The following is a 22,905-nucleotide window of genomic DNA, read 5'->3' as shown; positions in this document are numbered from 1 at the left end:
AAACATCAGCGGCGAGCCGAGCCCGTGCCCGAGCCACCCAGCAGGGTCGCGACCTTGCGCTTGGGCTTGATGAAGCGAGACAGGCCACCACCCGACGATGCGGCGGGGGCGGCGTCCTTCTTGTCCCAAGAGGCCAGCTCGGCGCTGGCCGAGGCCTCGTAGGGCTTGTCGAAGAAGGGGTCGCGGGACTCGTTGCGGCGCGGTGCCGAGGCACGCGGCGAAGCGCTGGCGCGCGAAGGCGCAGCGCTGGTGGCGCCCACGTCAGGGCGGTCGTCCGACTCTTCGCGGCGGCGATAGCTCGGGCGCTCGCGGTCACGGCGGTTCTCGAGCTCGAAGGGCTCGACGTCGGGCTTCTTCTTGATGAGCTTTTCGATGTCGGCCATCAAGCGGGCATCGGCGCCCGTGACCAGCGACACCGCCAGACCGGAAGCACCAGCGCGACCCGTGCGGCCGATGCGGTGCACGTAGTCTTCGGCGTTGAAGGGGATGTCGTAGTTGAACACCGCCGGCAGGGCCGCGATGTCGATGCCGCGTGCGGCCACGTCGGTGGCCACGAGCAGGTCCACGTCACCGCGCTTGAAGGCGTCCAGCGACTTGATGCGCTCGTCTTGCGACTTGTCGCCGTGCAGGGCCGCCGTGCGCAAGCCATCGCGCTCGAAGGTGCGCGCCAGGCGGGCGCAGCCCAGCTTGGAGTTGACGAAAACGATGGACTGGGTGATGCCGCGGTCGCGCAGGATCTGGCGGATCACGTGGCGCTTGTCGTCGTCGTCGACCTTGTAGAAACGCTGCTCGACGTTGGTGGCCGTCTGGTTGGGACGGGCCACTTCGACCAGCACCGGGTCTTGCAAGTAGCTCTGCGCCAGCTTCTTGATCTCGGGCGAGAAGGTGGCAGAGAACAGCAGGGTCTGGCGCGTCTTGGGCAGGTAGCTCAGGATGCGCTGCAGGTCGGGCAGGAAGCCGATGTCGAGCATGCGGTCGGCTTCGTCGAGGACCACGTACTCCACCTGCGAGAGGTTGCAGTTCTTGGCCTCGATGTGGTCGATCAGGCGGCCCGGGGTGGCGATCAGCACCTCGACACCGGCTTTGAGCTCGACCGTCTGCTCTTTCATGTTCATGCCGCCGAACACCACGGCCGAGCGCAGGTTGCACTTGCCGGCGTAGGTCTTGACGTTGTCGGCCACCTGGATGGCCAGCTCGCGCGTGGGCGCCAGCACGATGGCGCGCACCGGGTGGCGCGCCGGCGACATGCTGGCGTTCTCGTGCTTCATCATCTTCTGAAGCAGCGGGATGGAGAAAGCAGCGGTTTTGCCCGTGCCCGTCTGGGCGGCACCCATGACGTCGCGCCCGGCCAGCACCAGCGGGATGGCCTTGGCCTGGATCGGCGTCATCGTGGGGTACTTGATGGCGCTGAGGATCTTCTTGTCCAGCGGCAGCGTGTCGAAGCGGGCAGGCGGCGCCTGGTCGGCGGACGCGGACTCGGAGGTCACGGGCGCGGACGCCGGGTTAGCGGTCTCGGAGGTGACGGGCGCAGCGGTGGCGGCTTCGGGCGCGGCCAGGGTGGCCGGCTGGGAGGTTTGTTCGTTCATCGGGGTCGAATTATCCGCCCATTGCTGCTTTTTTGCGCAAACAAATGCGGCCAACGGCCCCTCATTTCGCCGTCCCGGAGCTGGAAAACGGCGGAATCAGGGCCATTCGGCCGCCGATCCACCTGTTTCGGCGTGTCGCCCGGGCCGCAGGCGGGGGGATCAGAAGGTGAAGCCCACCTCGGTGCGCAAGCCGCCATGGTCGGCCTCGGCCCGCTCGAGCAGGTGCGCCAGCGGGCCCAGGCCTTGGTAACGCGAGGCCACGCGGTGGGCATAGGTCCACACGCGGGGGATGTCGGCCAGGTACTGCTGCTTGCCGTCCCGAATGGCCAGCCGCGCGAAGATGCCCAGCACCTTGATGTGGCGCTGCAGACCCATCCACTCGAAGTCGCGCCAGAAATCCCCGAAATCATCGGGCACGGGCAGACCGGCCTTGCGCGCCTTTTCCCAGTAGCGCACGGCGTGATCGAGTTGCACGTCCTCGTCCCACATCACGTAGGCGTCGCGCAGCAGCGAGACCAGGTCGTAGGTGACGGGGCCACGCACGGCGTCCTGGAAGTCGATGACGCCCGGGCGGGCCTGCGGGTCGGCCGGATTGGCCATCAGGTTACGGGAGTGGTAGTCGCGGTGCACCAACACCACCGGCTGGGCCAGCACCTGCTCCTTGATCAAACCGAAGGCCCGGGCCAGCACCTCGCGGGCCTTGTCGTCGAGCACCTGCCCACGCAGCTGGGTGAAGTACCAATCAGGGAACAGGTCGAGCTCGCGCTGCAGCAAGGCGTCGTCGTAAGCGGGCAGGCCTTGCGCCGACACGGCCTGCAGGCGCACCAGCTCGTCCAGTGCGGCGTTGTAGCGGGCGCGGTTGCCGGCATCTTGCGGCTGCTGGGCGTCGAGGGTGGACAACAGGGTGTGGGCCCCCAGGTCGGACAGCAGCATGAAACCCTGCGCCTCGTCCCACTCCAGGATGCGGGGCACGTTCACGTCGCCCGAGGCCAGCAGGCGGTCGACCGCCACGAAAGGACGGCAGTCCTCGTGGCTGGGCGGCGCGTCCATGATGATGAGCGTGCCATCTGCCGCATCGACGCGGAAGTAACGGCGAAAACTCGCATCAGCGCTGGCCGAACGCAGGCTGTCCACGCGCAGGCCGAGGCTGGCCGGGCGAGACCGCAGCCAAGCGTCAAAGGCCTGCTGGCGGGCAGGATCGGTCCAGGAAATGGGGGCGGCGGCGACTTGGCTCATGCTGCTTGGCTCGTGAAATAATGCGGCGATTCTAGGCAAGGCCGGCTCACCCATCAGGAAGCCGCTGCCGCAGCCCCACTGCGACGCGCCCCGTGATCGTGAGCACCTCCTTGAACCGACGCCCCACGCCCCAGCACCGCCCGATTCGACGCCGCACCGCGGCCACGACGCCCATCTGGCGCCCCGTGGCGCTGGCTGCAGCCTGCCTGGCGGGTCCGCTGCATGCGCCCTCGCAGGCTCAAGTGTCCGAGCCCGCACCCATCACCTCGTCGCCAGCCAGCCAGCTGCCGCAGGCACCCAACGCCGTCCCGAGCGCCGACCCGGCCTCGCGCATGAGCTTTTCCCTGCCGTCACCACGGCTGCAGCGGCGCGACGCCAAGGAGCCCCTGTTCTTCGAAGCGGACCAGCTGGGTGGCGAAGCCAGCATCCTCACGCGGGCAACCGGCTCGGTTCGGCTGCGCCAGGGCGACCTCGCCATGCGCGCCGACGAGATCACCCACACCCAGGCCGACAACACCGCCAAGGCTCAGGGCAAGGTGCGCATCGTCAGCAAGGGCAACCTGTTCACCGGTCCCGAACTGACGTTGCGCCTGGACACGCTCGAGGGCAACTTCGTGCGCCCCGAGTTCTGGTTCGCACGCACGCAAGCTGGCGGGGATGCCCTGCTGGTCGAGTTCCTGGGTGAAGACCGCCTGCGCGCCCACCAGACGAGTTACTCCAGCTGCCGCCCCGAAGACATGCCCGATGGCAGCCCGGGCAAGCCCGACTGGGAGCTGCGCACCAGCGAGGTCTACCTCGACTTTGCCGCCAGCGAAGGCACCGCGAAGAACGCCGTCATCCGCTTCATGGACGTGCCCATCCTGGCCGCGCCCACGCTGACCTTCCCGCTGGACAACCAGCGCAAGTCCGGCTTGTTGCCACCGTCGTTCTACTTCGACAGCAACAGTGGCTTCGAGTTCTCGACGCCCTACTACTGGAACATCGCCCCCGAGCAGGACGCCACCATCGCGCCCACCCTGTCGGCCCGGCGCGGCGTCGGGCTCGACCTCGAATACCGCTACCTGACGACCACCGACACCGGCAAGGTGCACCTGTATGGCCTGCCGAACGACCGCCTCACCGGCGACGGCCGCAGCCTGGTCGACTTCACGCACAAGGGTCGGTTCCGCACCGGCAGCACGCTGGCGCAGAACCAGTACGACATCAAGTGGCTGCGGGCCTCGGACGACGACTACTGGAAGGACTTCTCGCACAACCTGCCTTCGCCCACACCGCGCCTGTTCGACAGCCACGTCAAGTTCGACTCGACGCTGAACGACCGCACCTGGGGCCTGGGCAACAGCCAGACCAACTTCTACGCGGCGGTGCAGTCCTGGCAGACGCTGCGCGACCTCGACCCCGACTCCGACCCGGAACTCAGCCGCATCGAAGCCCCGTACCGGCGCGAGCCACAGCTGGGCTTTCGCAGCCGCAGCAGCTCCGACGGGGGCACGGTGTTCAACCTGCAAGGCGAATTCAACCGCTTTGCCCACACGGACATCACCAAGGTCACTGGCAACCGGGTGAACCTCAACGGCCGCCTGGAGCGCCGCTTCGACCTGCTGGGCATCTCCGTGCTGCCTGCGGTGGCGGTGCGCGGCATCAGCTACGACCTCGATCGCAACAACGCGCTGGCCGCCAGTGGCTCGCGCGCCAGCACCTCGATCGCCGTGCCCACGTTCAGCCTGGACAGCGGCTTTTCGATGGAGCGCGACACGCAACTCTTCGGCCGAGATCTGGTGCAGACGCTGGAGCCGCGCGTGATGTACGTCTACACGCCCTACCGGCGCCAGGACGACTTGCCAAAGTTCGACAGCGCCCCGCGCGACTTCAACCAGTACGCCGTTTTCAACGACAACGGCTTCACCGGTGGTGACCGCATCACCGACGCCAACCAGGTGACGGTGGGCGTGACCTCGCGCCTGATCGACAGCGCCACAGGCGTCGAGGCCTTGCGCCTTGGCATCGCCCAGAAGGTGCTGCTGGCGGACCAGCGCATCAACCCGCAAGGCGAAGGCCCGATCACCCAGAAGCTGTCTGACTTGCTGCTGCTCGCGTCCACCTCGGTGATCCCGAACTGGAACCTCGACAGCACCCTTCAATACGGCGCGCAAGAAAAACGCACCGAACAAGGCACCGTGGGCGTGCGCTACTCGCCCGGCGCCTGGCGCACCGTCAGCGCCACTTACCGCTACACCCGCGAGGCGAGCGAGCAGGTCGAGCTGGGCTGGCAATGGCCGCTGGCAGGCCGCACGCCGCCGCTGCAACAGATGATGACCCAGGCCAGCTCGCCCGACCTCATGCAGGTCAACCCGCGGCGCGCTGGCACCAACGCCTGTGGCGGCGCCTGGTACAGCGTGGGCCGCGTGACCCACAGCATGCGCGACAAGCGCGTCATCAACTCCCTGATCGGCCTTGAATACGACGCCGGCTGCTGGATCGGCCGCGTGGTCGCCGAGCGCGTGGCCCTGGGTCAGAGCAAGGCCAACACCCGCATCATGTTCCAGCTTGAATTGCTGGGCCTGTCGCAGCTGGCGCTGGGCGCCAACCCGCTGCGCGTGCTGCAACAAAATGTCCCTGGCTACCGCTTGCTGCGTGAAGAAGGCCAACCCCTGAACGTGCCAAGCACCCCGACGAGCTCCCAAGATGAATGACCGCAATTTCCCGGGCGCACGCCGCTGGCTGCCGCTGATCTGCCTGAGCCTGCTCGTTGGCACCGCCACGCCGGGCTGGGCCCAGTTGCGCCGCCCCGATGGCCCCAGCCTGGCGCCGCGCATCCCTGGCGACCGCTCGCTGAGCACCGACCTGCAACTCAGCGGGGCGCCGCGCACCAGCGACTACATCGTCGCCGTGGTGAACCAGGAGCCCATCACCCACACCGAGATCGGCAAGCGGGTGCAGCGCGTCATCGAGAGCGCACCGGCCAACGCCCGCCTGCCCGCCACCGACGAGCTGCGTCGCCAGGTGCTCGACGCCCTGATCGACGAAAAGGTGCAGCTGTCCCACGCGCGCAACCTGGGCATGGGCGTGAGCGAAGCCGAACTCGACACCGCCATCGAGAACATCGCTGCGCAGAACCAGATGACCATGGCCGAGCTGCGCGAGCGCATGCGCACCGACGGCCTGGACTTCGAGCGCTACCGCGCCAGCCTGAGCGAGCAGATCCTGATCCAGCGCATCCGCGAGCGCGAGGTCACCCCGCGCATCCAGATCAGCGAAGAAGAGGTCACCAGCTTCCTGGCCTCCGACCCGGCTGCGCAAACCGAATCGGCGCTGAACCTCGCGCACATCCTCATCAAAGTGCCCGAGCAAGCCAGTCCGCAGGAGGTTCAAAAGCTCCAGGCCAAGGCAGAGGACATCCAGCGCAAGGCCGCGGCAGGCGTGAGCTTCTCGCAGCTGGTCAAGCAGTTCTCCGACGACCGCAGCACGCACGACAGCGGTGGCGCCTTCGGCCTTCGCGAGGTCAGCGCCCTGCCCGAGGTCTTCGTCAAGGCCGTGGCCAACATCAAAGTGGGCCAGGTGGCGCCCCTGGTCCGCTCGCGCGCGGGCTTTCACGTCATCAAGCTGGTCGAGCGCGAGAACGCCGCCCAGGCCAGCTACACCCAGCAGCGCGCCCGCCACATCTTGCTGCGCAGCGCCCCGGGTCAGAACACCCGAGAGCTGATCGACAAGATGCAGCTCATCCGCCGCCAGATCATGGAGGGCCAGGCCAGCTTCGCGCAACAAGCCCGCCAGCATTCCGAAGACGGCAGTGGCGCCAAGGGCGGCGAGCTGGGCTGGAGCTCGCCGGGCCAATTCGTGCCCGAGTTCGAGAAAGCCGTGCTCGCGCTGCAACCCGGCCAGATCTCCGAGCCCGTGGTCAGCCGCTATGGCGTGCACCTGATCCAGTTGCTCGAGCGCCGCGAGGTGCAGCTCAGCGACGCCCAGCGGCGCGAAGCCGCTCGCAGCGTGTTGCGCGAGCGCCGCTTCGAGGCCACCTACGAAGACTGGGCTCGCGAGCTGCGCGCCGCCGCTTACGTGGAAATGCGCGATGCGCCCTGATCGCCCCCAGCCGCGTTCGGGCACGCGTCGCCCCGTGACGGGCGGTGGCGGTCACATCGCGCGCAAACGCTTCGGCCAGAACTTCCTGGTCGACCATGGGGTGATCGATGAGATCGTGCGCGCCATCGCCCCCAAGCCGGGCGAGGCGCTGGTGGAAATCGGCCCCGGCCTGGGTGCACTGACCAACCCGGTGGTCGAGCGCAGCGAAAAACTCACCGTCATCGAGCTCGACCGCGACCTGGCCGCCCGCCTGCGCAAGCGCCCGGAACTCCAGGTCGTTGAGTCGGACGTGCTCAAGGTCGACTTCGCCGCCCTGGCGGCCGAGGCCGGGCAAAAGCTGCGCGTCATCGGCAACCTGCCCTACAACATCTCCAGCCCCATCCTCTTTCACCTGCTGCCGGTGGCCGAGCACGTGGTCGACCAGCACTTCATGCTGCAAAAAGAGGTGGTGGACCGCATGGTGGCCCAGCCTGGCTGCAAGGACTACAGCCGCCTGAGCGTGATGCTGCAGTGGCGCTACGACATGGCTTGCGTGGTGGACGTGCCGCCCGAATCGTTCGACCCGCCACCGAAGGTGGACTCGGCCGTGGTGCGCATGACGCCCTGGGCCCAGCCTGAAGAGGTCGATGTGCAGGTGCTCGAGAAGATGGTGGCCGTGGCGTTCTCGCAGCGCCGCAAGATCCTGCGGCACACGCTGGGCACCTGGATGGCCGAGCGTGGCCTCGAAGGCGGCTTCGACCTGCAGCGTCGTGCCGAAGAGGTGCCGGTGGCCGATTACATCGCCCTGGCGCGCCGGGCGGCGGCTGGCTGACCGAATCAGGCGCGGCACGAAGCCGCCAGAGCGGTGACACCGAAGCCGGAGCCGAGCCAGGCCCGGCTGCCCCGTAAACTGCCCGCATGAAGACATACCTCGTTGGCGGCGCCGTGCGCGACCGGCTCCTGGGCCGCCCCCAGGGCGACCGGGACTGGGTGGTGGTGGGCACCACCCCCGAGGCCATGCTGGCCGCAGGCTTTCGCCACGTGGGCAAGGACTTCCCGGTCTTCCTGCACCCGGACACCGGCGAAGAACACGCCCTGGCCCGCACCGAGCGCAAAAGCGGCCGGGGTTATCACGGCTTTGACGTGCACGCCTCCCCCGACGTCACCCTCGAAGAAGACCTCACCCGCCGCGACCTGACCATCAACGCCATGGCCGAGGACCACGACGGCACCTTGATCGACCCCTGGGGTGGCCAGCGCGACCTTGCGGCGCGCGTGCTGCGCCACGTCTCGCCGGCTTTCGCCGAAGACCCGGTTCGCATCCTGCGCCTGGCCCGCTTCGCCGCGCGCCTGCCCGAGTTCACCGTCGCGCCCGAGACCCTGGCGCTGATGCGCGGCATGGTCGCCGATGGCGAGGTGGATCACCTCGTGGCCGAACGCGTCTGGCAGGAGCTCGCCCGTGGCCTGATGGAAGATCGCCCCTCGCGCATGTTCGAGGTGCTGCGCGAGTGCGGCGCCCTGACCCGCCTGCTGCCGGAGGTCGATCGACTGTGGGGCGTGCCCCAGCGCGCCGAGCACCACCCCGAGGTCGACACCGGCGTTCACCTGATGATGGTGCTGGACATGAGCGCCCGCCTGCAGGGCTCGCTCAGCGTGCGCTACGCCTGCCTGGGGCACGACCTGGGCAAGGGCACCACGCCCGCGGAGGTGCTGCCTCGGCACCTGGACCACGAGGCGCGCAGCGTGGAACTGCTCCAGGCGGTGGCACAGCGCCTGCGCGTGCCCAACGACTGCCGCGAGCTGGCCGACGTGGTGGCGCGCGAGCACGGCAACATTCACCGCAGCGACGACTTGAACGCCGAGGCGCTGCTCAGGTTGCTCGAGCGCTGCGACGCCATCCGCAAACCGCAGCGGTTTGACGACGTGCTGCTGGCCTGCGAGTGCGACGCCCGAGGCCGACTCGGCTGGACCGAGCGCCCCTACCCCCAGGCCGAGCGCCTGCGTCGTGCGCTGCGAGCGGCCCTGTCCGTCGACACCAGCGAGCTGTCGGCTGCGGCCCTCGCTCAGGGCAAGCAGGGCAAGGACATCGGCCGCGTCATCCAGCAGGCGCGCACCCAAGCCATCGCCGCAGCAGTGCCACCCAAGGGCTGACCCTGAGCCCCAAGGCCAGCGTGGCTGGCGGGCGACCCCAGTTTGTCTTGCCCGCGCCCCCGGTGACGCAACCGCCCCCCTGCGCCAGCCCGCAGCATGCGGATGATCGACAGTCTTTCCCCCTCACCGAGGTGCATCCAAGACGTGACCCGAGCCGCCCCCTCCCTGTCGCCAGAAGCCTTCGCCGCCACAGGCCCCATCTCCTGGGCAGACTGGGTGCGGGCCTTGTTGCGTGTCACCCCCGAGCTGCCCAGGCTGTTGCCCGGCCTGGTGCGCCTGGCCTGGATGCGACCGCGCCACCTGGGCTCGATCGGGCGCAGCTTCGAGGTCCGAGCCAGCCGCCACCCCCAGCGCATCGCCCTGCGATTCGAGGACCGCAGCTGGACCTATGGCGAACTCAACGCCTGGGCCAACCGCGTGGCGCACAGCTTGAAGCGATCCGGTCTGCGACCGGGGCAGGCCGTTGGCATCCTGATGGAGAACCGCCCCGAGGTGATTGCCTGCGCACTGGGCATCGTCAAGCTGGGCGGCATCGCCACCCTGCTCAACCACCACCTGCGTGACGAGGCCCAGGCCCACAGCCTGCGCCTGAGCCGCCCCCGCATCGTGCTGGTGGGCCAGGAATGCGAAGCGGTGGTGCGCTCGCTGCCCCAGGCGGCCTTGGCCGAGCTGGACATCGACTGGTGGTGGGACGGCCAGGCACCACCGCCCGACGGCTGGACCCACCTGCAGCGCGCCTGTGCGCAAGCGCCAGACACCAACCTGCCCGAGACCGCCGACATCGCGCTGAGCCAGCCCTGCTTTCACATCTTCACCTCGGGCTCGACCGGCTTGCCCAAGGCCTCGGTGATGAGCCACTACCGCTGGCATCGCTGCATGCTGGGCATGGGCGAGCTGGGCCTGCGCCTGCGCCAGGACGACGTGCTGTACTGCGCCCTGCCGCTGTATCACAACAACGCGCTGACCGTGTCCTGGGGCGCCACCGTCGGTGCGGGCGCCTGCCTGGCATTGGGGCGCAAGTTCAGCGCTTCGGGCTTCTGGCAGGACATCCGCCGCCACCGCGCCACGGCCTTCTCGTACATCGGCGAGCTGTGCCGCTACCTGCTCAACCAGGCGCCTCGGGCCGATGACGCGCAGCACGGCGTTCGCGCCATCATCGGCAACGGCCTGCGCCCGGACATCTGGGGCGCCTTCCAGCAACGTTTTGCCATCGAGCACATCGCCGAGTTCTACGCCGCCAGCGAGTGCAACCTCGCCTTCGTCAACGCCCTGAACCTGCCTGGCAGCGCCGGGATGTGCCCCTTGTCCCACGCCATCGTCGCCTTCGATGTGGCCGAGGAGGCGCCTGTTCGCGAGGGCCCACAGGGCCTGATGCGCCGGGTTGAAAAGGGCCAGGTCGGACTGCTGCTGACCGAGATCACCGACAAAGCCCCGATGGACGGCTACACCGACGAACGCGCCACCGCCTCGAAGGTGCTGCGCGATGTCTTGCGGCGTGGTGACGCCTGGTTCAATTCGGGCGACCTCGTGCGGGACCAGGGCTTCGGCCACATCCAGTTCATCGACCGCGTGGGCGACACCTTCCGCTGGAAGGGCGAGAACGTGGCCACCACCGAGGTCGAGGCCGCCTTGTGCGCCCAGGCCGGCATCGAAGAAGCGGTGGTCTACGGCGTGCAGCTGCCCAACGCCGACGGCCGCGCCGGCATGGCTGCCCTGCTGCTCAGCGATGAGGCGACCGATCTCGACGGCGCAGCCCTGATGCAGGGCCTGCGACAGGCCTTGCCGCGCTACGCCGTGCCCCTGTTCCTGCGCCTGCGCCGCCAGCATGAATTGACCAGCACTTTCAAGCACCGCAAAGTCGAGCTCAAGCGAGAGGGCTTCTTGCCCAATGACGCGGGCGAGCCCATCTGGGTGCTGAGCCCGCAGGGCTATGTGCCCCTGAGCGCCGATGCGCAGGCCGCGATCGAAGCAGGCCACTTCAAGTTCGAATGACCCACTGCCGCCTTGCCCCCCACCTGGAGACCACACCATGAGCCAACTCGTTCGCATCGGCCTGCGTGCCTTGCGCAAGATCGCGGCCTCGCCGCAACTCGAGGCCTCGGGCCTGCGTGGCCCGACCCAGCGGCTGATCTACGAAGGCACCCGACTGGGTTTCCAGTCGATCACAACGGCCACACGCGGCTTCAAGGCAGTGCAGCGGCTGTCCGGGGCCGCGCGGCCGACGCGGCGCACCGCGACCGACCTCTTCGACCTCACCCCGAGCGAAGACCAGACCATGATGATGGACGCCATGCGCGCGTTCGCCGACGAGCAGTTGCGCCCGCAGGCTCAGCAAGCCGATGCCGAGGGTGGCGTGTCGCCCGAGCTGTTGCAGGCTTTCGCCGAGCTGGGCGTGGCGGCCTTGTCGGTGCCCGATGAACTCGGTGGCGCCGGCGACACCCACGAGGTGCTGACGCAAGCGCTGATCGCCGAGCAACTGGCCCACGGCGACCTCGGCATGGCCTGGGCCTGCCTGGCCCCTGCGGCGGTGAGCCAGGCCCTGCTGCGCTGGGGCAGCGCCGCGCAACAGGCCACCTACCTCAGCGCCTTCGCGGGCGAGCACCCGCCGCCCGCCGCCTTGGCCCTGATGGAGCCCACGCCCCTGTTCGACCCCATGAGCCTGCGCACCCGGGCCGCGCCCACCCCTGACGGCGGCTACCTGCTCACTGGCGAGAAATGCATGGTGCCCGGCGTGGCCCGCGCCGAGCTGTTCGTGGTCGCCGCCGAGTTGCCCGGACACGGGCCCCAGCTCTTTGTGGTCGAGGCCAACACACCCGGCCTGAGCCACGCACCCGAGCCCACGATGGGCTTGCGCAGCGCCGCCCCGGGCCGCCTGCGGCTCGACCAGGTCAAGCTGAGTGCCGACGCCCGCCTGGGCATCGACCAGCCCGAGGCCTACCGCGAATGCATCCAGCTCGGTCGGCTGGCGTGGTGCGCGCTCAGCGTGGGCTGCGCACAGGCCGTGCTCGACTTGCTGGTGCCCTACGTGAACGAGCGCCAGGCCTTTGGCGAGCCCATCAGCCACCGTCAGTCGGTGGCTTTTGCCGTCTCGAACGTGGCCATCGAGCTGCAGGGCATGCGCCTGCTGACCTGGCGCGCCGCCGAGCTGGCCGATCGACCCGATGGCCTGGCCGCTTTCGCCGACGCCGTGACGCTGGCGCGCCGACTGTGCGCCGACAAGGGCATGCAGATCGGCAGCGACGGCGTGCAGTTGCTGGGCGGCCACGGCTTCGTCAAGGAGTACCCGGTCGAGCGTTGGTACCGCGACCTGCGTGCCGTGGCGCTGATGGAAGGTGGGTTGTTGCTGTGAGGCCCGTGGCCCCTGATCACACACCCGCGCGCATCCAACTGATCTGAAAGCTCATCCCATGATCCACCTCGACACCCCCAAGAAGTTCGCCCCCCTGGTCATGCAGGCCCGCGAGGTCGCCCGCCAGGTGTTTCGCCCCATCTCGCGCCAATACGACCGCGCCGAACACGCCCGCCCCGTGGAGCTCGACATGGTCGCCGCCGCCATCCACGGCATGAACGCGGCACTGGGCGAAAACGGCGCTGGCGCTGCCGGCGTGCGCCGCAGCGGTGAGCGCAACCCCAACGACAACGCCAACGGCAGCAACCTCTCGACCTGCCTGGGCATCATGGAGCTGTGCTGGGGCGACGTCGGCTTGCTGCTGGCCATGCCGGGACAGGGACTGGGCAACGCGGCCATCGCCTCGGTGGCCAACGAAGAGCAGCTCGCGCGCTTCAAGGGCCGCTGGGCCGCCATGGCCATCACCGAGCCCGGCTGCGGCTCCGACTCGGCCGCCATCCGCACCTCGGCGCGGCTCGACGGCGACCACTACGTGCTCAACGGCGAGAAGATCTACGTCACCTCGGGCGACCGCGCCGACCTGGTCGTGGTGTGGGCCACGCTCGACCGCAACCTGGGCCGCGCGGCCATCAAGTCCTTCGTGGTTGAAAAGGGCACGCCAGGCTTCGAGCTGGCGCGCCTGGAGCACAAGCTGGGCATCCGCGCCAGCGACACGGCCGCCTTCGTACTCAAGGACTGCCGCGTGCCCAAGGCCAACCTGCTGGGCGACCCCGAGATCCAGCCTGAGAAGAGCTTCGCCGGGGTCATGCAGACCTTCGACAACACGCGCCCGCTGGTGGCCGCCATGGCGGTGGGCCTGGCCCAAGCCTGCCTCGACGAGATCACGCCCCTGCTGGCCGAAGCCGGCCTTTCGCTGGACGCCGACCGCCCGCTGCACCGCCAGCCCAGCGCGGTGGCCGAGCTGGTTCGGCTGCGCGCCGACCACGCTGCCGCGCGCCTGCTGACGCTGCAGGCCGCCTGGATGGCCGACAACGGTCGCCCCAATTCGCTGGAAGCCTCGATGGCCAAGGCCAAGGCGGGCCGCACCTGCGTCGACATCGCGCTCAAGTGCGTGGAGCTGGCCGGCGCGGTGGGCTACAGCGAGGTCTCGATGCTGGAGAAGTGGGCCCGCGACGCCAAGATCCTCGACATCTTCGAGGGCACGCAGCAAATCCAGCTGTTGATCATCGCGCGGCGCTTGCTGGGCAAATCGTCGGCCGAGTTGAAGTGAGGTGAGTGCTTGCTGCCGGGGCGGTGCACTTGTCGGCACCGGCGCTAGCGCTGTCCAACGATCTCCTGAACATCTTCGCGCCAACCCGTGAGCGTGCGCTCGGCGCGCTCGCGCTGGGCAGGGGTGGTCTGGGCCTGCAGGTCGGCGGCGAAGGCGCAACCTGCCCTGACCCAGCGCTGCATCTGGGCCTTGCGATCGGGCTCCTGCGGATCGACGCCATCGAGCAAGATGGCCAGCAAGCGCTGGCTGACCTGCTCGGTGCTCAGCTTCTGGGCTTGCGTGTCCCGCAGCAACTGCACGTAACGCCCCTGAAATCGCTGCAGCTCCTGCAGCACCGTGCGGGCGCTGAAAGGCAGCGCCATCACCCGGCGCACCAGGTGCTCGCGTTGCGCGTCGCTGAAGTCACCGTACACCAGGCCGCCCCACTCCTCGATGAAGTCCACCGCCAGGCCGGCCTGCTCGCGCGGGTCGTCCGCTATGTACTTTTCTCGCTGGTCTTCGTTGAGGTCTTCGAAGAAGGCTTGCACACGACTGACCTGAGGCGGGCCCAGGTGAACCATCACGGCGGCCGCCAGCGGCGTCGCTACGGCAAAGGCCTGTTTGCTCATGGCCAGGTAGGCGTCGCGCCGCTCGCAAGCCAGCTCAGGGGTGATCGGGCCTCGCACGTCCAACGCGGCCTGCTGCAACAGGCGAGCAAGCTGGGGCATCTGCTCACGGCGGTGCCATTCGAACCAACGCCGGATGCTGGTGCGAGCCAGCTCGTATTGGGCTTCGGTGAAGTGGTGCGCCACGTTCGTGCGCCACTGCAGGTAACGGGGGGCCTGTTCGTACACGGCCTGCAAGATGCTGCACGCGCAAACCAGCAAGGCACACACACCGATGACCGCCCAGCGAGCCGATCGCTCGAGCCAGGGGCGTGGGGTGTCTTCGTCGAGGGCGCGCTTCATGCGAGCACTCTATCCCAATGCAAAAAACCCCCCGCCCACACGGGACGGGGGGATCAAAGAGAGAGAGGTTTCAGACGGCGATGCGGCAGGCAAACCGCGTCGCCATTTCAGGCAAGAGACAGGTCAGAGAAACTCAGTCGGCCTGCTTGCGCAGGAAGGCCGGGATCTCGATTTCGTCCATGCCGTTGCTGGCCAGGGCATCGACCTTGGCAGCGGCTTGCGTGCGGCCCGAGCGCCAGACGCTGGGCGTGTTCATGCCGCTGAAGTCGTTGCTGTGGCCCATGGCCGGGCCACCGTGCAGGGCAGCGTGGCCAACCGGCTGGGTCAGCACCGGGATGTTGTCGGTGCCGGTGCGAGCGAAGACCTGCGGGGCGCTGTGCACCACGGTCATCGGGGCCTGCTGGCGCTTGGAGCCGCTCAGGCCGGTGGCGATCACGGTCACGCGCAGCTGGTCACCCAGGCTTTCGTCGTAGGCCGTGCCGTAGATGACGTGGGCGTCTTCGGCGGCGTAGCGGCGGATGGTGTTCATCGCGTTGCGCGACTCGCTCAGCTTGAAGTTGGCCTTGCCAGCAGCGATCAGCACCAGCACGCCACGCGCGCCAGACAGGTCGATGCCTTCGAGCAGCGGGCAGGCCACGGCGGCTTCGGCGGCCTTGGTGGCGCGGTCCGGGCCGCCGGCGGTGGCGGTGCCCATCATGGCCTTGCCCGGTTCGCTCATCACGGTCTTGACGTCTTCGAAGTCGACGTTGACCAGGCCGGGGATGTGGATGATGTCGGAGATGCCGCCCACGGCGTTCTTGAGCACGTCGTTGGCCTTGGCGAAAGCTTCTTCCTGGGTCACGTCGTCACCCAGCACTTCCAGCAGCTTCTCGTTGAGCACGACGATCAGCGAGTCGACGTTGGCTTCGAGCTCGGCCAGGCCGGCGTCGGCTTGCTTGAGGCGGCGGTTGCCTTCGAATTCGAAGGGCTTGGTGACCACGCCCACGGTCAGGATGCCCATTTCCTTGGCGACGCGGGCGATCACCGGTGCGGCGCCGGTGCCGGTGCCACCGCCCATGCCGGCGGTGATGAACACCATGTGCGCGCCTTCCAGCGAGGAGCGGATCTGGTCCACGGCTTCTTCGGCGGCGGCGCGACCGGCTTCAGGCTTGGCGCCAGCGCCCAGGCCCGAGTTGCCCAGCTGCAGCTGCAGCTCGGCGCTGGAGCGATTCAGCGCTTGCTGGTCGGTGTTGGCGCAGATGAACTGCACACCTTGAACGCCCTCGGCGATCATGTGCTCGACGGCGTTGCCGCCGCCACCGCCCACGCCGATCACCTTGATTTGGGTGCCCATGTCGAAGGATTCGATCATTTCGATTGCCATGTCAGACCTCTCTTTGTCTCAAGCAGTTGCCAATTGAATTACTCAGGTGGGTGTCTTCTTTGTTGAAGGTCAGAAGTTCCCCACGAACCAATCGCGCACGCGACCGAACAGGGACTGAACCGACCCTGCCTGTTGCGCCGCCTTCATCCCGCGCATGCGCGCGAGTCTTGCCTCTTCGAGCAAGCCCATGACGGTGGCAGAGCGCGGGCTCGCCACCATGTCGTGCAGTGCGCCGGAGTACAAGGGCGTGCCCTTGCGCACCGGCTTCAAGAAAATGTCTTCGGCGAGTTCGACCATGCCCGGCATCACGGCCGAGCCGCCGGTCAGAACGATGCCGGAGGACAGCAGTTCTTCGTAACCCGACTCGCGGATCACCTGGTGGACCAGCGAGAAGATCTCTTCGACGCGCGGCTCGATCACGCCGGCCAGTGCCTGGCGCGAGAGCATGCGCGGCGCGCGGTCGCCCAGGCCGGGCACCTCGACGTGTTCGTTCGGGTCGGCCAGCAGTTGCTTGGCCACACCGAAGTCCACCTTGATGTCTTCGGCGTCCTTGGTGGGCGTGCGCAGCGCCATGGCGATGTCGCTGGTGATCAGGTCACCGGCGATGGGGATGACCGCCGTGTGACGCACCGAGCCGTCGGTGAAGATGGACACGTCGGTGGTGCCAGCGCCGATGTCGACCATGGCCACACCCAGCGACTTTTCGTCTTCGGTCAGCACAGCGGCCGACGAGGCGCTGGGGTTGAGCACCAGCTGCTCGGCTTCGAGGCCGCAGCGGCGCACGCACTTGACGATGTTCTCCGCTGCGCTTTGCGCGCCGGTGACGATGTGGACCTTGACTTCGAGGCGCCCACCGCTCATGCCGATGGGCTCTTTGACCTCGTGGCCGTCGATGATGAATTCTTGCGGCTCGACCAGCAGCAGGCGCTGGTCGTTGGGGATGTTGATGGCCTTGGCGGTCTCGACCACGCGCTGCACGTCGAGGGGTGCCACTTCCTTGTCCCGCACGATGACCATGCCGGTGGAGTTCTGCCCGCGGATGTGGCTGCCGGTGATGCCCGTCCAGACGCGGTTGATCTTGCAGTCGGCCATCAGCTCGGCTTCTTTCAAAGCCTGCTGGATGGACTGCACCGTGGCGTCGATGTTGACGACCACGCCGCGCTTCAAACCGTGAGAGGGAGCGACACCGAGGCCGGCGAGCCGGAGGTCGCCACCCGGGAGGACTTCGGCCACCACCGCCATCACTTTGGCGGTCCCGATGTCGAGTCCGACTACCAGATCCTTGTATTCCTTGGCCATGGTGTGTGACGAAATTATCGATTGATATTCGGATTCAGGGAACGGGTAACGCCAGCACTTGGCTTGCGCACCACACCTGGTTTCTTCGGGTCTTCCAGCAACGTGGTCGTGCCACGCAGTCGGACGGCATAGGCCTCCGGGTAACGCAGGTCGGCGTAGGCCAGCGGGTCCGGGTAATGGCGTTGCAGTTCAGGCAGGGTTCGCACGAAGCGTCGGGCCCGCTCGGCCACCTCTTCAACGCTGCCTCGGCCCAGCATGATCTGGGCGTCGGTGTCGAGTTCGACGCTCCAGGAACCACGGTCGGTGAGCTTGAGCCGCTCGATGTCGCCCAGCGGCGCCAGGGCTTTTTGCAGCGTGTGCAGCATCTCCAGCATCGTGGCCGACAGGCCGGGTGCGGGGTTGGCCGGGGCCAGCAACACGGGCAGGTGGTCGTCCTCGACATCGCCCGGGTTGGCCTCGAAGACCTCGCCGAAGGTGTTGACGAGCTGGTCGTCGCGGTCTTCGTGCTGCCAGTGAGCAGCCGGGCGGTGCTCTTCGAGCTTGACGCGCAGCTCGTTGGGCCACACGCGGCGCACGACGGCGTGGCGCACCCAGGGCAAGGCTTCGAACACCTCGCGGCCCTTTTGCAAATCGAGCGTGAAGTAGCCGCCTTCCAGCCGGGGCACGATGTGGGCGCGCACGGTGGCGATGTTGTTGCGCTGCAGGTCGCCTTCGAGCTGCACCTCGGTGAGGTTGAAGAAGGGCAGGCGCCCCAGGCGTTGCAGGCCGGCCGCCGCGAGCAGGCACAGCCCCACCACCACCAGCCAGGCGGTGGCCACGTTCATCCAGCGCACGTCTTGCGACGCTTCGCTGGCTTCTCGCGGCAGGTGGAGGGCGGCGGCGGCTTGCATGCGTCCTTCTTCGGCGTCAGGCGTTGCGGTCCAGCGTGGCCGAGGCCAGCAGGTGCACGCACAGTTGTTCGTAGCTCAGGCCCGCAACCTTGGCGGACATGGGCACCAGGGAATGGCCGGTCATGCCCGGCGAGGTGTTGATCTCCAGCAGGAAGGGCTGGCGGTCGCTGCGGCGGATCATCACGTCGGCGCGGGCCCAGCCGCGGCAGCCCAGGGTCTTGAAGGCGCGCACCACCTCGCGCTGGATCTCGGCTTCTTCGGCCGCATCCAGCTCGCTGGGGCACAGGTACTTGACCTCATCGGTGAAGTACTTGTTCTGGTAGTCGTAGTTGCCACCGGGGGCCACGATGCGGATCACCGGCAGGGCCTGGGCCTCGCCTTCAACGATGAGCACCGGGCAGGTGGTTTCCTCGCCCTCAATGAACTGCTCGCACAACACTTCCGGGTCGTGCTGGGCGGCTGCGGCGTAGGCGGCAGCGCACTGCGCCACGTCGGTCACCTTGGTCAGGCCGATGGACGAGCCTTCGCGCGCGGGCTTGACGATCATGGGCGCGCCCAGCACCGCCAGGGCCTGTTCGCATTCGGTGGCGCTGGCGACGATGCGCCAGTCCGGCGTGGGCAGTCCTTCGAAGCGCCAGATGCGCTTGGTCATGACCTTGTCCATGGCGATGCTCGAAGCCATCACGCCGGATCCGGTGTAGGGGATGCCCAGCAGTTCCAGTGCGCCTTGCACGGTGCCGTCTTCGCCGCCGCGGCCATGCAGGGCGATGAAGCAGCGGTCCACGCCTTCGGCCTTGAGCTCTTGCAGCGGGCGCTCGGCGGGGTCGAAGGCAAAGGCGTCCACGCCTTGCGCCTGCAGGGCCTTGAGCACGCCGGTGCCCGACATGATGGAGACATCGCGCTCGGCCGACGTGCCGCCGAACAGCACGGCCACGCGGCCGAGCGACTTCGGATCGATGGACAAAGGTTTCAACAGGTTCTGGCTCATCTCAGTGGCCTTTCTTGAGTTCAGCGACCTTGGCCGCCACGGTGCCGATGGAGCCGGCGCCCATGCAGATGACGACGTCGCCACCCTTGGCGTTGTCGACGATGGCCTGCGGCAACTCGCTCACCTCGTCCACGAACAGCGGCTCGACCTTGCCGGCCACGCGCACGGCGCGGGTCAGGGCCCGGCCGTCGGCGGCCACGATGGGCGCTTCGCCGGCCGCGTAGACCTCGGTCAGCAGCACGGCGTCGGCGGTGCCCAGCACCTTGACGAAATCTTCGAAACAGTCACGGGTGCGGGTGTAGCGGTGCGGCTGGAAGGCCAGCACCAGGCGCTGCCCGGGGAAGGCACCGCGCGCGGCGCTGATGACGGCGGCCATCTCGACCGGGTGGTGACCGTAGTCGTCGATGACGGTGAAGGTGCCCCCGTCGGCGGTGGCGAAATCACCGTGGCGCTGGAAGCGGCGGCCCACACCCGAGAAGGCGGCCAGGGCCTTGACCATGGGCTCGTCCGCCAGTTCGATCTCGGTGGCCACGGCGATGGCGGCCAGAGCGTTGAGCACGTTGTGCTGGCCAGGCAGGTTCAGCGTGACCTTCATGTCGGGCATGACCTGGCCATTGCGGCGCTGCACGGTGAAGCGCATCTGCCCGCCGGGCAGGGCCTCGACGTCGACCGCGCGCACCTGGGCTTCTTCGCCGAAGCCGTAGGTGATGACCGGGCGCGAGATCAGCGGCACGATGCTGCGCACGCCCGGGTCGTCGATGCACAGGATCGACGCGCCGTAGAAAGGCATGCGGTGCAGGAACTCGACAAAGGCCTGCTTGAGCCGGGCGAAGTCGTGCCCGTAGGTGTCCATGTGGTCGGCGTCGATGTTGGTGACGACCGACAGGATGGGCAACAGGTTCAGGAAGGAGGCGTCAGATTCGTCGGCCTCGACCACGATGTACTCACCCTTGCCCAGCGCAGAGTTGGCGCCAGCGCTGTTGAGCTTGCCACCGATGACGAAGGTCGGGTCGACCCCGGCTTCGGCCAGGATGGCCGTGACCAGCGAGGTGGTGGTGGTCTTGCCGTGCGTGCCGGCGATGGCGATGCCACGGCGCAGGCGCATCAGCTCGGCGAGCATGACGGCGCGCGGCACCACTGGGATGCGCCTGGCGCGAGCGGCGATGACCTCGGGGTTGTCGCCCTTCACAGCGGTCGAGGTGACCACGGCTTCGGCGCCTTCGATGTGCACGGCCTCATGCCCCAATTTCACGTCGATGCCCAGCGAGGCCAGGCGGCGCGAGGTGGCGCTGTCGGACTGATCGGAGCCCGACACGGTGTAGCCGAGGTTGTGCAGGATCTCGGCGATGCCGCTCATGCCGGCGCCCCCGATGCCCACGAAATGGATGTGCTTGACGGCGTGCTTCATGCCGACGCCTTTTTCTTGTTGGGTTGAACGAGCTGCTCGATGGCATCGGCCACCGCGGCAGCGGAATGGTTGCGGGCTAGCCCGCGCGCGCGCTTGGCCATGGTCAGCAGCTCATCGCGTTGCAGCGATTGCAGCTGGCGCGCCAGCGTGTCGGCGTTGAGTTCGGCCTGCGGCAGGTGGATGGCGGCCTGGTGCTGGGCCATGAACTCGGCGTTGTCGCGCTGGTGGGCGGTGGTCGAGACCACCAGCGGGATCAGCACGCTGGGCACGCCGGCAGAGCACAGTTCGCTGACCGTGATGGCGCCCGCGCGGCAGACGATCAGGTCGCAGTCCGTCAGGCGCTGGGCCATGTTGTTGATGAAAGGCAGCAGCTCGACGTCGCGCTGCACATCGAGCCCGGCCTTGGCGTACTCGGCCTTGACGGCTTCGAAGTTGGCCATGCCCGTCTGGTGCGTGATGCGCGGGCGCTGCTCAGGCGCGATGCGGGCCAGGGCTTGGGGCACGGTCTCGTTGAGCACCTTGGCGCCCAGGCTGCCGCCGACCACCAGCACTTTGAGCGGGCCGCTGCGGCCTTCGAAGCGCTGCGCAGGCTCGGCGATGGTTTCGATCTCGGCGCGCACCGGGTTGCCTGTCACGCGGGCGACCTTGTGTTGGGCGGCTGGGCCGTCGAAGCCGCAGGCCAGCACGTCGGTGATGGGCAGCAGGGCCTTGTTGCTCAGCAGCATGGCCGCATCGGCGTTGACCATGACCAGCGGCAGCAGGCGGGCAGCGCTCATGACCCCACCGGGGAAGCACACGTAGCCACCCATGCCGAGCACGGCGTCGGCCTGGCGCCTGGACAGGATCTTGTAGCAATCAACAAAGGCCTTGAGCAGGCGCACGCCGCCGAACAGCGTGTCCTTGAGCGACTTGCCGCGCAGGCCATTGAAGGAGATGGCGTCGAGCTCGATGCCGGTGGGCGGCACCAGGCGGTTTTCCATGCCACCTTCGGTGCCCAGCCAGCTCACGGTCCAGCCACGGCGCTTCATTTCGTCGGCCACGGCCAGGCCCGGCATGATGTGCCCACCGGTGCCGGCCGCCATGATGACGAGGTGACGGGAAGTCGTGCTCATGCGCGGCCTCCCCTCATGAGTTGCCTGTTTTCCATGTCCACACGAAGGCAAATCGCCAGGGCGATGCAGTTGAGCAAAATGCCCGATCCGCCAAAGCTCATCAGCGGCAGCGTCAGGCCCTTGGTGGGCAACACGCCCAGGTTCACGCCCATGTTGATGAAGCCTTGTGCACCCAGCCACACGGCCACGCCCTGGGCCACGAGGCCGGCGAAGACGCGGTCGAGCGCGATGGCCTGACGGCCGATGTTGAACAGGCGCACCACGACCCAGAAGAAGGCCAGCACCACGGCGGCCACGCCGATGAAACCGAGTTCTTCGCCGATGACGGCCAGCAGGAAGTCGGTGTGGGCCTCGGGCAGGTAGTGCAGCTTCTCGACGCTGGAGCCCAGGCCTTCGCCAAAGATCTCGCCACGGCCGAAGGCGATCAGGGAGTGCGTGAGCTGGTAGGCCTTGCCCAGGGCGTTCTTCTCGTCCCATGGGTCGAGGTAGGCAAAGATGCGCTCGCGCCGCCAGGGGCTGAGCGAAATCATCAGCATGAAGGCGCCCAGCAGCACCGCCGTGATCAGCGTGAACATCTTGCCGTTGACACCACCCAGGAACAGGATGGCCATGGCGATGGAAGCGATCACCATGAAGGCGCCCATGTCGGGCTCGGCCAGCAGCAACAGGCCCACGACGCCCACGGCCACGGCCATCGGCGTGACGGCGCGGAAGAAGTGCTCCTTGACGTCCATCTTGCGCACCATGTAGTCGGAGGCGTAGAGCACGATGGCCAGCTTGGCCAGCTCGGAGGGCTGGAAGTTCATGAAGCCCAGCGGCAGCCAGCGGCGTGCGCCATAGACCACCTTGCCCACGTGCGGGATCAGCACCAGGATGAGCAGGATCAGCGAGAGCACGAACAACCAGGGCGCGAGCTTCTCCCAGGTGCTCATGGGGATCTGCGTGACCACGGCCGACACCGAGATCGCCATCAGGATGGAGATGATGTGGCGCTGGAAAAAGTGCGTGGGCGCGTAGTTGGCAAAGCGTGGACTGTCGGGCAAGGCGATCGTGGCCGAATAGACCATGATCAAACCGGTCAGCAGCAGCGACACGACCACCCACAACAGCGGCTGGTCGAAGCCCATCACGCGCGAGGGCTGGGCGGAGCTGATGTTGACGAAGTCGCGCACCGGCAGCGGGCCACCTTCGTGGCCTTCGCCACGCTGCAGTTTGAGCAGGGCCTTGAGTCGGTCCATCATCGATGG

17 protein-coding genes are annotated in these 22,905 nt (G+C 67.8%); 7 read left to right on the top strand and 10 right to left on the bottom strand.

Annotated features, from left to right (window positions below; translation table 11 throughout):
* Window positions 1-5: 5 nt before the first annotated feature.
* Complete coding sequence (locus ABG80_RS07155) at window positions 6-1,388, bottom strand: DEAD/DEAH box helicase (protein ID WP_235513770.1); 1,383 nt, start codon at window positions 1,386-1,388, stop codon at window positions 6-8.
* A gap of 357 nt (window positions 1,389-1,745) precedes the next feature.
* The gene (locus tag ABG80_RS07150; RefSeq protein ID WP_058087061.1) at window positions 1,746-2,822 is read right to left on the bottom strand and encodes an aminoglycoside phosphotransferase family protein; all 1,077 of its coding nucleotides are present in this window, start codon (window positions 2,820-2,822) and stop codon (window positions 1,746-1,748) included.
* Between the two features lie 98 nt (window positions 2,823-2,920).
* On the opposite strand from ABG80_RS07150, the gene lptD reads away from it, so the two are divergent.
* The 7 genes from lptD to ABG80_RS07115 all read left to right on the top strand — a co-directional run bounded on the left by lptD (window position 2,921) and on the right by ABG80_RS07115 (window position 13,651).
* Window positions 2,921-5,515 carry an LPS-assembly protein LptD gene (gene lptD / locus ABG80_RS07145; protein ID WP_160322477.1) on the top strand — a complete coding sequence of 865 codons (2,595 nt, stop codon included), beginning with the start codon at window positions 2,921-2,923 and terminating at the stop codon, window positions 5,513-5,515.
* A complete protein-coding gene (locus ABG80_RS07140) occupies window positions 5,508-6,902 on the top strand; it encodes a peptidylprolyl isomerase (RefSeq protein ID WP_058087059.1) in 1,395 nt (464 codons plus the stop codon). The genes lptD and ABG80_RS07140 overlap by 8 nt, the downstream gene beginning before the upstream one ends.
* Window positions 6,892-7,713, top strand: a complete 822-nt coding sequence (gene rsmA, locus ABG80_RS07135; RefSeq protein ID WP_083505900.1) for a 16S rRNA (adenine(1518)-N(6)/adenine(1519)-N(6))-dimethyltransferase RsmA — start codon at window positions 6,892-6,894, stop codon at window positions 7,711-7,713. Before ABG80_RS07140 ends, rsmA begins: the two co-directional genes overlap by 11 nt.
* An 86-nt stretch (window positions 7,714-7,799) precedes the next feature.
* The gene (locus ABG80_RS07130; RefSeq protein ID WP_058087058.1) at window positions 7,800-9,032 is read left to right on the top strand and encodes a multifunctional CCA addition/repair protein; all 1,233 of its coding nucleotides are present in this window, start codon (window positions 7,800-7,802) and stop codon (window positions 9,030-9,032) included.
* A gap of 144 nt (window positions 9,033-9,176) precedes the next feature.
* Complete coding sequence (locus ABG80_RS07125) at window positions 9,177-11,024, top strand: long-chain-acyl-CoA synthetase (RefSeq protein ID WP_200964277.1); 1,848 nt, start codon at window positions 9,177-9,179, stop codon at window positions 11,022-11,024.
* Window positions 11,025-11,061: 37 nt separating this feature from the next.
* On the top strand, window positions 11,062-12,381 hold the full coding sequence (locus ABG80_RS07120; RefSeq protein WP_058087057.1) for an acyl-CoA dehydrogenase family protein: 1,320 nt from the start codon (window positions 11,062-11,064) through the stop codon (window positions 12,379-12,381).
* A gap of 58 nt (window positions 12,382-12,439) precedes the next feature.
* The gene (locus ABG80_RS07115) at window positions 12,440-13,651 is read left to right on the top strand and encodes an acyl-CoA dehydrogenase family protein (protein ID WP_058087056.1); all 1,212 of its coding nucleotides are present in this window, start codon (window positions 12,440-12,442) and stop codon (window positions 13,649-13,651) included.
* A 44-nt stretch (window positions 13,652-13,695) separates the two neighbouring features.
* On the opposite strand, the gene ABG80_RS07110 is transcribed toward ABG80_RS07115, so the two are convergent.
* The 8 genes from ABG80_RS07110 to ftsW form a co-directional block, all read right to left on the bottom strand.
* On the bottom strand, window positions 13,696-14,598 hold the full coding sequence (locus ABG80_RS07110; RefSeq protein ID WP_058087055.1) for a DUF6279 family lipoprotein: 903 nt from the start codon (window positions 14,596-14,598) through the stop codon (window positions 13,696-13,698).
* Between the two features lie 133 nt (window positions 14,599-14,731).
* Window positions 14,732-15,961, bottom strand: a complete 1,230-nt coding sequence (gene ftsZ, locus ABG80_RS07105) for a cell division protein FtsZ (RefSeq protein ID WP_058087054.1) — start codon at window positions 15,959-15,961, stop codon at window positions 14,732-14,734.
* A 69-nt stretch (window positions 15,962-16,030) separates the two neighbouring features.
* A complete protein-coding gene (gene ftsA, locus ABG80_RS07100) occupies window positions 16,031-17,260 on the bottom strand; it encodes a cell division protein FtsA (RefSeq protein WP_058087053.1) in 1,230 nt (409 codons plus the stop codon).
* Window positions 17,261-17,274: 14 nt separating this feature from the next.
* The gene (locus tag ABG80_RS07095; protein WP_083505898.1) at window positions 17,275-18,150 is read right to left on the bottom strand and encodes a cell division protein FtsQ/DivIB; all 876 of its coding nucleotides are present in this window, start codon (window positions 18,148-18,150) and stop codon (window positions 17,275-17,277) included.
* A gap of 16 nt (window positions 18,151-18,166) precedes the next feature.
* Window positions 18,167-19,138, bottom strand: a complete 972-nt coding sequence (locus tag ABG80_RS07090; RefSeq protein WP_058087052.1) for a D-alanine--D-alanine ligase — start codon at window positions 19,136-19,138, stop codon at window positions 18,167-18,169.
* A gap of 1 nt (window position 19,139) precedes the next feature.
* Window positions 19,140-20,546, bottom strand: a complete 1,407-nt coding sequence (gene murC, locus ABG80_RS07085) for a UDP-N-acetylmuramate--L-alanine ligase (RefSeq protein ID WP_058087051.1) — start codon at window positions 20,544-20,546, stop codon at window positions 19,140-19,142.
* The gene (gene murG, locus ABG80_RS07080) at window positions 20,543-21,658 is read right to left on the bottom strand and encodes an undecaprenyldiphospho-muramoylpentapeptide beta-N-acetylglucosaminyltransferase (RefSeq protein WP_058087050.1); all 1,116 of its coding nucleotides are present in this window, start codon (window positions 21,656-21,658) and stop codon (window positions 20,543-20,545) included. Before murG ends, murC begins: the two co-directional genes overlap by 4 nt.
* Window positions 21,655-22,899 carry a putative lipid II flippase FtsW gene (ftsW, locus tag ABG80_RS07075; RefSeq protein WP_407638736.1) on the bottom strand — a complete coding sequence of 415 codons (1,245 nt, stop codon included), beginning with the start codon at window positions 22,897-22,899 and terminating at the stop codon, window positions 21,655-21,657. The genes murG and ftsW overlap by 4 nt, the downstream gene beginning before the upstream one ends.
* Window positions 22,900-22,905 lie beyond the last annotated feature (6 nt).

The organism is Aquabacterium parvum (genome assembly GCF_001447195.1).
Taxonomy (GTDB): domain Bacteria; phylum Pseudomonadota; class Gammaproteobacteria; order Burkholderiales; family Burkholderiaceae_C; genus Aquabacterium; species Aquabacterium parvum.
Note: the sequence above shows the minus strand (reverse complement) of the source record. Positions and strands in the feature narration are given on the sequence as shown.